This window comes from Bacillus niameyensis, from assembly GCF_001375535.1.
GTDB lineage: Bacteria > Bacillota > Bacilli > Bacillales > Bacillaceae_C > Lederbergia > Lederbergia niameyensis.
The window spans coordinates 803393-817578 of record NZ_LN831197.1; the positions used below are offsets into that span (position 1 = coordinate 803393).

At 37.0% G+C, this 14186-nt stretch carries 9 protein-coding genes; all 9 read right to left on the minus strand.

The window, feature by feature from the left end; genetic code table 11:
* Window positions 1-26: 26 nt before the first annotated feature.
* Window positions 27-971, minus strand: coding sequence for an ornithine carbamoyltransferase (argF, locus tag BN1243_RS03985; protein ID WP_062104961.1), 945 nt, complete (start codon window positions 969-971; stop codon window positions 27-29).
* Entirely contained in the window at window positions 971-4084 is a 3114-nt protein-coding gene (locus BN1243_RS03990) for a carbamoyl phosphate synthase large subunit (protein ID WP_062104962.1), read from the minus strand. The genes argF and BN1243_RS03990 overlap by 1 nt, the downstream gene beginning before the upstream one ends.
* Window positions 4077-5129, minus strand: coding sequence for a carbamoyl phosphate synthase small subunit (locus BN1243_RS03995; RefSeq protein WP_062104963.1), 1053 nt, complete (start codon window positions 5127-5129; stop codon window positions 4077-4079). Before BN1243_RS03995 ends, BN1243_RS03990 begins: the two co-directional genes overlap by 8 nt.
* Before the next feature lie 73 nt (window positions 5130-5202).
* Window positions 5203-6351, minus strand: a complete 1149-nt coding sequence (locus tag BN1243_RS04000) for an acetylornithine transaminase (RefSeq protein WP_062104964.1) — start codon at window positions 6349-6351, stop codon at window positions 5203-5205.
* 2 nt (window positions 6352-6353) lie between these two features.
* Window positions 6354-7133: an acetylglutamate kinase gene (gene argB / locus BN1243_RS04005; protein ID WP_062104965.1), complete on the minus strand. Its 780-nt coding sequence runs from the start codon at window positions 7131-7133 to the stop codon at window positions 6354-6356.
* 31 nt (window positions 7134-7164) lie between these two features.
* Entirely contained in the window at window positions 7165-8394 is a 1230-nt protein-coding gene (gene argJ, locus BN1243_RS04010) for a bifunctional glutamate N-acetyltransferase/amino-acid acetyltransferase ArgJ (protein ID WP_062104966.1), read from the minus strand.
* Between the two features lie 24 nt (window positions 8395-8418).
* A complete protein-coding gene (argC, locus tag BN1243_RS04015) occupies window positions 8419-9453 on the minus strand; it encodes an N-acetyl-gamma-glutamyl-phosphate reductase (protein WP_062104967.1) in 1035 nt (344 codons plus the stop codon).
* 206 nt (window positions 9454-9659) lie between these two features.
* Window positions 9660-12104: a DNA topoisomerase IV subunit A gene (gene parC / locus BN1243_RS04020; protein WP_154669796.1), complete on the minus strand. Its 2445-nt coding sequence runs from the start codon at window positions 12102-12104 to the stop codon at window positions 9660-9662.
* Complete coding sequence (gene parE, locus BN1243_RS04025; RefSeq protein ID WP_062104969.1) at window positions 12095-14059, minus strand: DNA topoisomerase IV subunit B; 1965 nt, start codon at window positions 14057-14059, stop codon at window positions 12095-12097. Before parE ends, parC begins: the two co-directional genes overlap by 10 nt.
* Window positions 14060-14186: the final 127 nt, after the last annotated feature.

Genomic DNA, 14186 nt, shown 5'->3' on the forward strand with positions numbered 1-14186 from the left:
ACCCTTGTTCCTGTCTTTATAATTCGTTATGCCATCAGTGCCACCATTAAAGCTTTTTGCACATGCAGCCGATTTTCTGCTTCATCAAAAACATATGATTGTGGTCCGTCAATTACTTCCGCAGTCACCTCTTGCCCACGCTTTGCGGGCAGACAGTGTAGGAAAATAGCATCTTTGTTCGCAAAACTCATTAATTCTGCATTCACTTGGTATGGCTGGAATGCTTTTAGTCTAACTTCTTGTTCTTCTTCCCAGCCCATGCTCGTCCATACGTCTGTATACACAGCATCTGCTTCGTGAACTGCTTCCTTAGGATCATTTGTGACGATTAAAGATGCTCCCGTTTCACTTACAACCTTTTTGCATAAATCAATCACTTCGGCTTTTGGTTCATATCCTTCCGGAGTTGCTATAGAACAATCAACACCCAGTTTTGCACATGCAATCATTAAAGAATGTGCCACATTATTCCCGTCACCTATATAGGCTAATTTTTTCTTATTAAAAGTCCCTTTCGCTTCATAAAGAGTCATCAAATCCGCCAATGCTTGACACGGATGAAAATCATCAGTTAACGCATTGATCACAGGGATGCTTGAATTAGCCGCTAATTCTTCAACAGCAGAATGTTCATGGGCACGAATCATGATACCATCAACATAACGTGATAAAACCTTTGCAGTGTCTGGAACTGTTTCCCCTCTTCCTAGTTGGATGTCATTACGGCTTAAAAATAATGCATGACCACCTAGTTGACTCATTCCGACCTCAAAGGAAACGCGTGTTCTAGTAGATGATTTTTCAAATATCATCGCTAACGTTTTCCCTTTTAAATAATGGTGAACAACGCCATTGTGTTGCTTTTCCTTTAATTCAATTGCTGCATCTATAATCTGGGTAATTTCCTCTCCTGAAAAATCTGCTAATGTTAGGAGGTGCTTGCCCTTTAAGCTGTTTACTAACGTTTCCATTACATCACCTTTTCTTTTTCTACCATTTTATCATGCCATTCCTGAAGAGAAACTGGTTTAACCTTCTTCTTTTGATTCTTAGCTGCTAAATAAGTTAACATTGTTTCCATCTCTGTTATGACAGAAACTTGAGCACTTGAAGCTTGCATCCGCATTTGTTTAGATTGATCCGACTTTCCAAAACTAATAAGAATAGCATGCCTACTCTTTTTCAACCATTCAGTGAAAGGCATATGATCATTAGCAATAAATGCATCGTGTTTTTTCAACTCGTCCTTAATTGCTTTGAAGTCTTTATCTTCTTGAGCGTCAATATAAACATTTAGATTCTTTCCCTCTTCGTCTGTTTTCCAATTAATGGCCTTTGCTAACGCTTCATCAAATGTATTCCCAAAAGCAATTAACTCTCCTGTTGATTTCATTTCAGGAGTTAAAATGGGATCCACTCCATTTAATTTTCCAGTTGAAAAAATGGGATTTTTTATAGCGTAGTACGATTGTTTATAGTTGTTTGGTATTTGGAAATCCTTACCAATCAATATATTTATACTTTCTTCTATTAAGTTAACACCCGTCATTTTACTAATGATTGGTACAGTTCGTGATGCACGCGGGTTAACTTCTAATACAAATAGCTCATTTTGATAGATAACAAATTGCACATTGAAAATACCTTTAAATTTGAGCTTTTGAGCAATTTTCTCCGTAAATTCGAAAGCACACTTTTGCAGATCAGACGAAATGCTAATTGGGGGTGTAACGGCAATACTATCTCCAGAATGGACTCCTGCTTTTTCAATATGCTCGAAATATCCAGGTATATAAATATTTTCCCCATTAGATAAAACATCAACTTCCATTTCAGTTCCCTTATAATATGCATCTATTAAGACAGGATAATGAATATTATGCACATGATTTTCCAAATCTTCTTCAGCCTGGATAATAAGCATGCCCTGCCCACCAATTACATAGGATGGTCTTAATAGTAAAGGAAAACCGATATCTTTAATTTTTTCCTTCAATTCACTTTCATTTATAACAGTTACCCCAGGTATATGGGGAATTTTCAGCTCTTTTAATAAAGAATAAAAACGATCGCGATCTTCAAGAAAATCAATTTGTTCTTGAGAGATTGAAAGTAGCGGCACTCCGTTTTCTTCCAAATCCTTCGCTAAATTAATCGATGTTTGCCCACCAAACTGAATAATTACTCCTTCAGGTTTCTCATGTTCTAAAACATTTAAAACATCTTCAGTACTGAGCGGTTCAAAGTATAGGCGATCAGCTATTTGAAAATCCGTACTGACGGTACCTGGATTATTATTAATAAGAATTGTCTCATACCCTGCTTTTTTCAAAGCTAAAACACCGTGGACAGTACAATAATCAAATTCTATCCCTTGCCCGATCCGAACTGGTCCAGATCCGATGATGGCAATTTTCGGTTTTCCTGTTACTGTAACCGGATCACCTTGCCCCTTCCAAGTTGAATAAAAATAGGGCGCCGCTGCCGGAAATTCCCCTGCACATGAATCTACCATATTATAAACTGGCAAAACTTCTAACTGTTTGAGTTTTTCTCGAACTGCTTTATATTCTATGTTCCAAATTTTAGCTAACCATTTATCTGAGAAACCAAAGATCTTTAATTCTCGCAGTAAATCTTGATCGATTGTAGCTAGAGTTTGTTGTTTCGCCTTTTCCTCCATCGCCACTAAAAAGGAAAGGTTCTCTAAGAAAAACAGATCAATTTTCGTTGTTTCATGGAGATTTTGAGTAGTAATGCCTCTTCTCATTAGTTCCAAAATGGAGAAAAAACGTAAATCATCAGGTTTTTGAATTGAATCCCATAGTGTTTCATCGTCTATCTCCGAAATTCCTTTTAACTCAAGGCCAATCGTTTTCATTTCTAATGAACGGACAGCTTTTTGAATAGCACCAGGGAGGTGGCGATCAATCGCCATAATTTCACCTGTCGCTTTCATTTGGGTGCCTAAAGTTCGATCTGCACCAACAAATTTATCAAATGGCCATCTAGGCATCTTAACTACAACATAGTCTACGACAGGCTCTGTGCTAGCATAAGTAGTTCCTGTAACAGGGTTAAGTAATTCATGGAGATGATAACCAAGTGCCAATTTTGCGGCCATTTTTGCGATTGGATAGCCTGTTGCTTTAGATGCTAGAGCCGATGATCTACTAAGTCTTGGGTTTACTTCAATTAAATAATATTGATCGGAATTTGGATCATGAGCAAATTGAATATTACAGCCCCCGATTATTTTTAAAGCGCGAATTATCTTTACTGCAGATGTATAAAGATTTTCAAATTCTTGATCGTTTAAAGTTTGTTGGGGTGCTATGACAATAGAATCACCCGTATGCACACCAACTGGGTCAAAGTTTTCCATGCTACAGATAGAAATACAAGTATCATTTTCATCACGGATCATTTCAAATTCTAATTCTTTAAATCCTGCAATACTTTTTTCTATTAAACATTGAGTAATAGGACTTGCGTCAAGGCCTTTCGCTACTACCGAAACGAGTTCTTCACTATTTGAAACAATGCCCCCGCCACCGCCTCCTAATGTATAAGCCGGTCTAATAATAACAGGGTAACCAATTTGATTGGCAAAGTTTAATGCTTCCTGAATGGTATGAATAATAGCACTTTCAGGTACAGGTTCCTCTAAATCATGCATCAGTGATCGGAATGCTTCTCTATCTTCCCCTTGTATGATCGATTCTGGAGATGTTCCTAACACTTCAACATTATGACGTTCTAATATTCCTTCTTGATACAACTGAACGGTTAAATTAAGACCTGTTTGACCTCCAAGAGTTCCTAAAATACCATCTGGTTTTTCCTTTTCGATTATTTGCTCAATACTTTTAGTCGTCATAGGTTCAAAATATACAACATCAGCAAACTCTTCATCCGTCATAATTGTTGCGGGATTATTGTTTACAAGAACAACTTCAACCCCTTCTTCTTTCAGTGCCATGCAAGCCTGTGTTCCGGCGTAATCAAACTCTGCTGCCTGACCGATCATAATCGGACCTGAGCCGATCACTAAGACTTTCTTGATGTCATTTCTTTTAGGCATACATTTTTACTCCTTTACTCTGTTCCAGTTGCTGGAAATAGGCCGATTTCATAAGCGCCTCTAGTTTAAGATTCCTTCCATCTGGATGAAATTGATAAGTATTAATCGGATATTTCTCATGTGTAAGTCCTTCAATGGAACCGTCCTGTATTGAAAGAAATGAAGGTTTAAAACCGGTTAATTCAAGCTCTTTATTTGAGACACTGTAGCCGTGATTTTGATTCGATGAATATATCTTTTTTGTTTCAATATGAATAATAGGCTGCCTGAAATTTCGATGGCCCCATTTCATTTTGTCAACTTTTGCACCGAATGAGAGAGCTAATATTTGATGACCGAGTCCGAAACCGATAGTTGGGAATTTTGTGGCTAGTTCTTTGTAATCTTTTAAATATTTATTCCAAACTGTTGGATTTCCGGAACCCCCAGAAAAAACAAGACCATCTGGCTCTAGCTTATTTATTTCCGAAAAATTCGTCTCACCAGAAATAATGGTAAGTTTATAATCTAAACAACGAAGCCAAGAAATTAGTGATTTTTTAATACCGAAGTCAAGAACAACTAGATGTTTTTCACTATTAGGATTAATTACTTCTTTTCCACTTCTTCCTAGTATCGTTTTTTTAATAATTGTCTTTGATACTTCCTCATAATCAGCATAAATCGTGGCAGACATTTCTCCATTATTTAAGAGATCCTTTACCATTGCCCTTGTATCTGTTCCTGTTAAGACAGGAATAGATTGTTCTTTAAATAGAGACATCCACTTTTGGGTTGTAATCGAGGTTTTCAATAACTCTTGTTGAGTAACCAAGGCTGCTAGTTGAAGATCTTCACTTTCAAAATTAGATAAATCAAAGCTTGAATGTAAGACACCAGGATAAGTAACGATAACTATTTTCCCTTTTATAGCAGGGTCTGTCATAAATTCTAGGAAATTTCCCATACCTGTATAAAATATAACGTCTCCTGTATATTCCCCTATGTCCCCGTGCCAATGGCCGGTATACCGTTTTCCATTAGCAAATTTTAGAATACCTTCCATTATGCACCGACTCCTTTTTGTATGTTTATTTTCGCAAATGAATTTTTATACATTTCAAAGTAAAAAAATATAGTTAGCTAACCTTATGAAATAATGTACTCTTCATAATTTCAATCGACTTTTCTAATTCTTCATTGGTGACTGTCAATGGTGGGAGCAAACGTATAACATTCGGTCCAGCATTTAAGACAATTAAACCGCTCTTCCTTAATTCAGCAAGCATTGGAGCAACTTCATCTTCAAATTCTAAACCAAACATTAATCCTTTATAACGTATCCCTTTAAAGTTCGGCATTTCGCTAAATAATTGTTGGAGTTTTCCCGCCAAAAATTCACCTTTTCTTTGAACTTCTAAAAGGAATTTGTCATTAAAAATCGTATCTAGCGTCTCTTTAGCGGCTGCCATTGCTAATGGATTCCCACCAAAGGTTGACCCATGACTTCCGGGGTTAAAGGTAGATTTCAATTCTTCTTTAGCGATTATCGCTCCGACAGGAAAGCCATTTCCAAGTCCTTTAGCAGATGTAATAATATCCGGTGAAATGGAATAATGTTGATAACCAAAAGGTTTTCCGGTTCGGCCAATCCCTGTTTGGACTTCATCTACTATTAGTAACGTTCCATATTCGCAACAAAGTTTTTCGATTTTATTTAAAAAATCCTCTCTTGCTGGATGTACTCCACCCTCGCCTTGAATAACTTCTAGCATAATAGCAGCTGTGTCAAAGTCGATTGCCTCTTCGAGAGCTTGAATGTCATTATATGGTACATGTATAAACGTTTCTAGCATGTTTCCAAAACCTTGTTTCACTTTATCCTGACCAGTTGCAGCCATCGTAGCAAAAGTACGTCCATGAAAGGATTGCTTAAACGTAATAATTTTAGATTTACCTGTATGTTTTCTTGCCAGTTTTATTGCTGCTTCATTCGCTTCAGCTCCGCTATTACAAAAGAATACTACATCTCCAACAGAATTAGCGGTTAGCCTTTCAGCTACCTCTTCCTGTAATGAACTTTTAAATAAGTTCGAAGTATGCCATAATGTTTTAGTTTGCTCAATCAGAGCATCGACAATTTTCGGATAGCAGTGACCAAGATTACAAACACCTATTCCAGCTGTAAAATCCAAATATTCCTTCCCCTCTGAATCGATTACAATCGTTCCGTTTCCAGAAGTAAGTTCCAAATCCCAACGGCCATAATTTTCGAATAGAAAACTCATCTCTAATTCACTGCCTCCAATTCTTTTTGAATGGTCGTTCCAATGAAATGAACTCCTTTAAATAAAGGTGTTTTCCCACTGACGATCATCACTTCATTCATTCCACCATCTATACTTTTGATCGCAGCCATTACTTTAGGGATCATACCACCTGAAATGGTACCATTCTCAATTAAATCCATCATTTCAGATTTAGTTGTTTTTTCAATCAACTGATTTTCTTTTAAAATTCCAGGAACGTCTGTCACAAATAGTATTTTTTCTGCTTGGACAGCTAGTGCAATAGCTGCAGCAGCTGAGTCCGCATTCACATTATAAAAATGATTTTTATCCTCGCTTACAGCAATTGGAGAAATAACGGGTATCATACCGATCGAGAGCAAATCAAATATAAAGCTTTGATTGACGTCAGTAATTTCTCCTACAAGGCCTAAATTCTCAGAATCCTTTGCTTTGCCGCTCATTAATCCCCCGTCTGAACCAGTGATGCCAATCGCTGAAATTCCATGTTTTTGCAGTGTGCGAACTAATTTATTCGTCATACTGCCCGATAAAACCATTTCAACAACTTCCATCACTTCATGAGTTGTTTTCCTTAGCCCATTAATGAATTCGGCTTGAATTTGCAAACTATCGAGTAATTTATTAATCGCGGGTCCTCCCCCATGAACGATTATAGGTTTATATCCATGACTTTGAATTTTTTTGATATTCAAGAAAAATTCATCTGACAATGTCTCAATCATACTGCCGCCACATTTGATGACAATGATTTTATCCATGATATCCTTCCTCCAAATTTATCATCTTTTATCACGTTCGATAACTCGCATTTATTCTTACATATTCATATGTTAAATCGCATCCCCAAGCTTTACCCGTTCCGGATCCGATATTTAGATTAATGTCGATTTCTACCTTTTCTTGCTGTAAATAATTACTTAAAACTTCTTCGCTATAATCAACCGGTTCACTATCTTGGAGCAAAGAGTTCGGACCGATTGAAATATCAATCGTTTCAGGGTTTAATGTAATGCCGCTCCGACCAATCGCCATCATTAATCTACCCCAGTTAGGATCAGCACCATAGACCATTGTTTTAACAAGATCTGAGCCAACAACCGTCTTAGCACATTTCCCTGCATCTTCATTAGAGAGTGCACCATTCACAGTTACTTCAATTAATTTCGTCGCACCTTCTCCATCTTTAGCAATCATAATAGCCAAATCTTCACAAACCTGATTCAACAGTTGCGTAAATGTTTCCCATTCTTCATGTTTAGGTGAAAGGGGCTCATTTCCTGCTAACCCATTGGCCATTACGAGTACCATATCATTTGTAGATGTGTCTCCATCAACAGTAATACGATTAAACGTTTGATTCGTAACATCCCGTAAGGCTATTTGCAAATGTTCATGTGAAATGGCAGCATCTGTTGTAATAAAACCTAGCATTGTAGCCATATTAGGTGCAATCATTCCTGAACCTTTAGCAGAGCCAGCCATCGTTATCTTTTTTCCATTGATGTACGTTTCATAACAGGTTGTTTTCTTACACGTATCTGTTGTTAAAATGGCTTCATTAAAATCTTCGGCAGCTTCATTACTTTTTGACGGTTTTAGTTTTTGAATACCTGGGATAATTTTATCCATTGGCATTTTTTCTCCAATTACCCCTGTTGATGCAACTGCAACATAGTGACTTTTGATTAAAAATGTATCTGATACCGCTTTTTTCATTTCATTGGCATCCAATAATCCTTGTTTTCCCATACAAGCATTAGCATTGCCACTATTAATTACAACGGCTTGAAGTTTACCTTCCTGGTCCAAACTTTCCTTCGTCGTAAGGAGAGGTGCTGCAATAATTTGATTCAATGTGTATACAGCGGCTGAGTCTGCGGGAACCTCACTGTAAATGATCCCTAAATCATTGCGTTTACGTTTAACTTTTGTATGAAGGCCTGCTGCTGAAAACCCTTGCGGTGATACAATACTCCCTTCTGTCACCTTGGCAATCGGCTGTTTACTGACTGTTTTCATTATTGACACTCCCCTGATAGAAGATTAAGGATAAACTGGACTGAATGTTAGTCCGAGAGATTCATCAAATCCAAACATAATATTAGCATTTTGCACCGCTTGACTCGCGGCACCTTTCATTAAATTATCAATTACAGAAACAATCGTTACTCTACCCGTCCGATTGTCAAGAGCAACTCCTATATCACAAAAATTTGAACCTAGCACCTCTTTTGTAGTAGGAAACGTGCCCAACCTTCTAACTCTTACAAATATTTTATCTTCATAAAACTCTTGATAAAGATTCCATAAACGTTCTTCTGTCATAGATGAATCGATTGTTCCATATATAGTCGTCATAATTCCCCTAGTCATTGGAACAAGATGTGTCTGAAATGTAATAGGAGATTGATAACCGAATTGTTGAAGTGTTTGTTCAATTTCAGGAATATGTTGGTGTTGGTTAACTTTATAAATTTTTAAGTTTTCGTTCAATTCACTATAAATAGTTCCTAAACTTGCTGATCGTCCCGCTCCGGACACGCCAGATTTTGCATCTATTATGACAGAACCTTCAGCAAGCAAATTTTCTTTTATGACTGGAGCTAGCCCCAATAGTGTCGCAGTCGGATAGCACCCTGGATTTGAAATAAATTTGGCTCCCTTTACTTCAGTTCGATTTAATTCAGGAATTGAATAAACCGCTTGATTAACCCACTTTTGCAGTGGAGCTGGCTTGTTATACCAAGTCTCATAGTTTTCTAGATTTTTTAAACGAAAATCTCCTGATAAATCTATAACAGTACAGCCTTTTTCAAGTAATTTCGGAGCTAATTCTGATGAAACTCCGGACGGTGTAGCTAAAAAGATAAGATCCGTATGTTTCGCCATTTCAACAGGATTGATTTCCTCAAGCTTTTGTGGAAAGATCCCCGTTAAATGCGGATAATGTTGTTCAATTAGATTTCCCTGTTGAGAAGAGGTATACAGGGATGTGATGGCAAATTCCGGGTGTGATCCTAAAATTCTTAGTAACTCTGCTCCACCATATCCTGTCGCACCCACAATGCCTACTTTCATTGATTTCACTCCCTGTTTATTTTTAGCAGTTATGTATAAAAATAGTATAACGATAAGTTTCAATTATAATGGAATTTACAAATTTACATATAATACTAAAAAATTATTTGATGTTTATTATTATACTGTGAATAAAAATAAATACAATAGTATATTTATAACTTTTCACAAAAAAATAAAGCCTTCACTAAGGAAGACTTCATTTTTTATTTTTCTTCATTGATCTGTGGTTTTTGAAATAATGTAATGGTTTTCCCATCTGCATTTTCATCAAAGATAAACGAACCGTTAGAATAACGGTCACTATACCTAATTGTTGCCAATGAAATAGTTGCTTCTTTACCTTTTTCTGTCACTATCGTAAGAGTGTCATGATGTTTAATTATTTTCATACCAATAATCCGATGAGGATTATTTTTTAATTCCCGAAGTGTTATAACCCCTCGCTTATTCCTGCCAGCCTGTTCGAATTCGGTAAGTTTCATTTTCTTAATGGCGCCACGATGCGTCACGACGAAAACGCCGTTATCTGAATCTGAAGAATCAACATTAAACATCTCAGCCGCTACAACAAAATCACCAGACTTTAAATTGATCGCTTTAACTCCTGCTGCTCGCGGTCCTACTGGTCCTACTTCATCTTCCGAATATCGAAGCAAATACCCTATATGTGTGGCGATTATAATATCCATCGTTCCATTCGTTAAATGCACATTTACAACCTCATCATCTTCCTTTAAGTTAAGTGCAACGAGTGGTCGGGAATGTCGAACCGCTTTATAAGCGGATAATTGGCTTTTCTTAACCATGCCATTTTTAGTGAAAAAGACAAAATAATGATCTTCTGTAAACTCCTTAATGGGAATAACCTTTACAAGCTCTTCATCTCGTTCAATCGGTATTATAGAAGCGACATGTTGCCCCATATCTTTCCATCTAATATCAGGAATTTCATGAACTGGAATAAATAAATAATTGCCTTTGTTCGTAAACAATATCAATGTATCCGTCGTATTAACTTCCTGTTGAAGCAAAAGCCAATCTGATTCTTTCATTGCTAAGTCTTGGCCGTTAGAAGCTGAATACGAACGAAGACTAGTTCTTTTAATATAACCTTCTTTAGTTACAGTAGCGATCACATCTTCGCTCGGAATCATTACTTCTAGATTTATCTTAATCTCCGCAATATTTTCCTCAATAATCGTTCTGCGTTCATCAACATATTTGCTCTTAATTTCTTTCAGTTCTTTTTTTATAACCGCCATAAGCTTTTGTTCGCTAGCAAGAATGGCCGTTAAGTGAGTAATTGATTTTAGCAATTCCCCTGCCTCTTCTTGTAAAGCTGTTACATCTGTATTTGTTAAACGATATAGTTGTAGGGAAACGATTGCTTCAGCTTGTTTTTCTGTAAAATCGAACTGTTGAATTAAATTATCTTTAGCATTGCGCTTATCCTTTGATGCCCGAATAGTCGCGATTACTTCGTCCAATATGGAAAGAGCCTTTATGAGCCCTTCGACAATATGATGTCTTTCCTTTGCCTTATCAAGCTCGTAACGGGTACGCTTCGTAATGACTTCTTTTTGATGACCAATATAGGCGTCCAATAAATCAGATAGGCCCATCAGTTTTGGACGATGATTATCGATCGCAACCATATTAAAATTATATGTTACTTGTAAATCACTATTTTTGAATAGATAATTTAAAACACTTTCAGCGTCAGCCTCTTTTTTTAATTCCACAACAATTCTTAGACCAGTTCTATCTGTCTCGTCACGGACTTCGGAAATTCCTTCAAGTTTTCGATCCAAACGAAATTCATCCATTTTTTTGACAAGATTGGCTTTATTCACATCATATGGAATTTCAGTAATGACAATTTGTCTTCTGCCGCCTCTAATAGTTTCAATTTCAGTTTTACCTCTTACTATGATCCTGCCTTTTCCTGTTTCGTAAGCTTTTTTGATACCATCTCTTCCTTGAATAATGCCACCAGTTGGAAAATCTGGACCTTTAATTATATCCATTAGCTCATCCACAGTACAACTTGGTTTATCCATTCTTAAGATCGTGGCTTCTATTACTTCACCAAGATGGTGGGGAGGAATGTCCGTAGCGTAACCTGCGGATATACCTGTAGAACCATTGACTAATAAGTTTGGAAATCGAGCTGGTAAGACAATCGGTTCGGATGAGGTATCATCAAAATTGGGGACAAAGTCCACTGTACTCTTTTCAATATCTCTAAGAAGTTCAGAAGCTACCTTCGAAAGTCTTGCTTCTGTATAACGCATTGCTGCAGGTGGATCACCGTCAATACTACCGTTATTTCCATGCATCTCTACAAGCATTTGTCGCACTTTCCAAGATTGGCTCATTCTTACCATCGCATCATAAACAGATGTATCACCATGTGGATGATAATTACCGATTACGTTCCCAACAGTTTTAGCGGATTTCCGAAAACCTTTGTCCGCCGTATTCCCTTCCATATGCATCGCATATAAAATCCGCCGTTGAACAGGCTTCAGTCCATCCCTTGCATCAGGTAGCGCTCTATCTTGAATAATATATTTACTATACCGCCCAAAGCGGTCACCCATAACCTCTTCTAATGGTAAATCTTGAAATACTTCACTCATGAGAATGGATAACCCCCTTCTTTATCTAAAATACTAGAATCTTCTTCCATCCCAAATTGAACATTATTTTCAATCCATTTCCTACGTGGTTCTACCTTATCTCCCATTAAGGTGGTGACTCTTCTTTCCGCTCTTGCAACGTCATCAATCAATACACGAATCAACGTTCGGGATTCAGGATTCATTGTTGTTTCCCATAATTGGTCGGCATTCATTTCTCCTAGCCCTTTATATCGTTGCAGCATATAACCTTTTCCTACCTTTTTTATAACACTATCAAGTTCTTCATCAGTCCATGCATATTCAATGATCTCTTTTTTTCCGCTCCCCTTACTAACTTTATATAAAGGTGGTAAGGCAATAAAAACTTTTCCAGCCTCAATGAGAGGTTTCATATATCGATAGAAAAAAGTTAATAATAATACTTGAATATGAGCACCATCCGTATCAGCATCGGTCATAATGACAATTTTGTCATAATTAATATCTTCAATATTAAAATCAGGACCTACACCTGCACCGATCGTATGAATAATCGTGTTGATTTCTTCATTTTTAAAAATATCTTGAAGCTTAGCTTTCTCCGTATTAATAACTTTACCTCTTAAGGGCAAGACGGCTTGAAACTTCCGATCACGCCCTTGTTTGGCTGATCCTCCTGCAGAATCTCCCTCAACAAGGTATAGCTCATTTTTTTGTGGATTTCGTGATTGAGCTGGAGTTAATTTACCGGACAAAATAGCGTCTGTCTTGCGGCGTTTTTTCCCACTTCTAGCTTCTTCACGAGCTTTACGAGCAGCTTCTCTTGCTTGTGCTGCCTTTACCGCTTTTTTAGCTAATAAGGAACTTACATCATGATTTTCTGCAAGGAAATAGGCGAGATGCTCAGAGATAACGGTATCAACAGCCGATCTTGCTTCCGCAGTCCCTAGCTTTCCCTTTGTTTGACCTTCAAACTGTAACATGCCTTCAGGAACTTTAACAGAAACAATAGCTGACAAACCTTCTCTAATATCTGTTCCTTCTAAATTTTTGTCCTTTTCTTTTAATAAGCCAGTTTTTCTCGCATAGTCATTAAAGATGCGAGTCATTGCTGCTCTAGCACCCATTTCATGGGTACCACCATCTTTTGTTCTGACATTATTAACAAAGGAGAGCATATTTTCTGAAAACCCATCATTAAATTGAAAAGAAAATTCTACTTCAATATCATTAGATTCTCCTTCGAAATAAGCAACAGGGTGAAGAACATCCTTTTCTTCGTTTAAGTATTTTACAAATGCCTCAATTCCATTTTCATAAAAGAATGTTTCCTTTTGATCATAACGGAGATCGATAATTTCAATTTTTAATCCTTTTAATAAAAAGGCAGATTCTCTTAACCTTTCGCACAAAGTATCATAATTAAATACTGTCGAACTAAAAATAGACGGATCGGGTTTAAAATGAATCGTTGTACCCGATTGCCTTGTTTTCCCAACTTTCTCAAGTGTTGTTACAGGAATTCCACCGTTTTGAAATTTCTGCTCATAAACTATGCCGTCGCGATTAATCGTAACGACTAGCCATTCAGACAAGGCATTTACAACAGATGCTCCTACTCCGTGTAAACCCCCGCTCGTTTTATAACCACCTTGTCCAAATTTACCACCCGCATGAAGTACCGTTAATATGACTTCTGTTGTAGGTTTCCCTGTTTGGTGGATTCCTGTAGGCATTCCTCTACCTTTATCCTTTACACTGACACTATGATCTTTATGAAGAGTAACAATAATTTCATTTCCGTAACCAGCTAATGCTTCATCAACGGAATTATCGACTATTTCGTATACAAGGTGATGCAATCCTCGTGCATCTGTTGATCCAATATACATCCCAGGGCGTTTTCTAACTGCTTCCAACCCTTCTAAGACTTGAATTGAATCATCATTATATTCAAAGTTCTTTACATTATTAGACACTCATATACCCCTTTCCAAACTTCAAAGACGAACAAACGTGCGTTACCTTCTATTTTACCATATAAATTCAAATATATCTTATTCTATATCTGTTTAAATGTTTTTGGCAAATAACCATCATACTAAA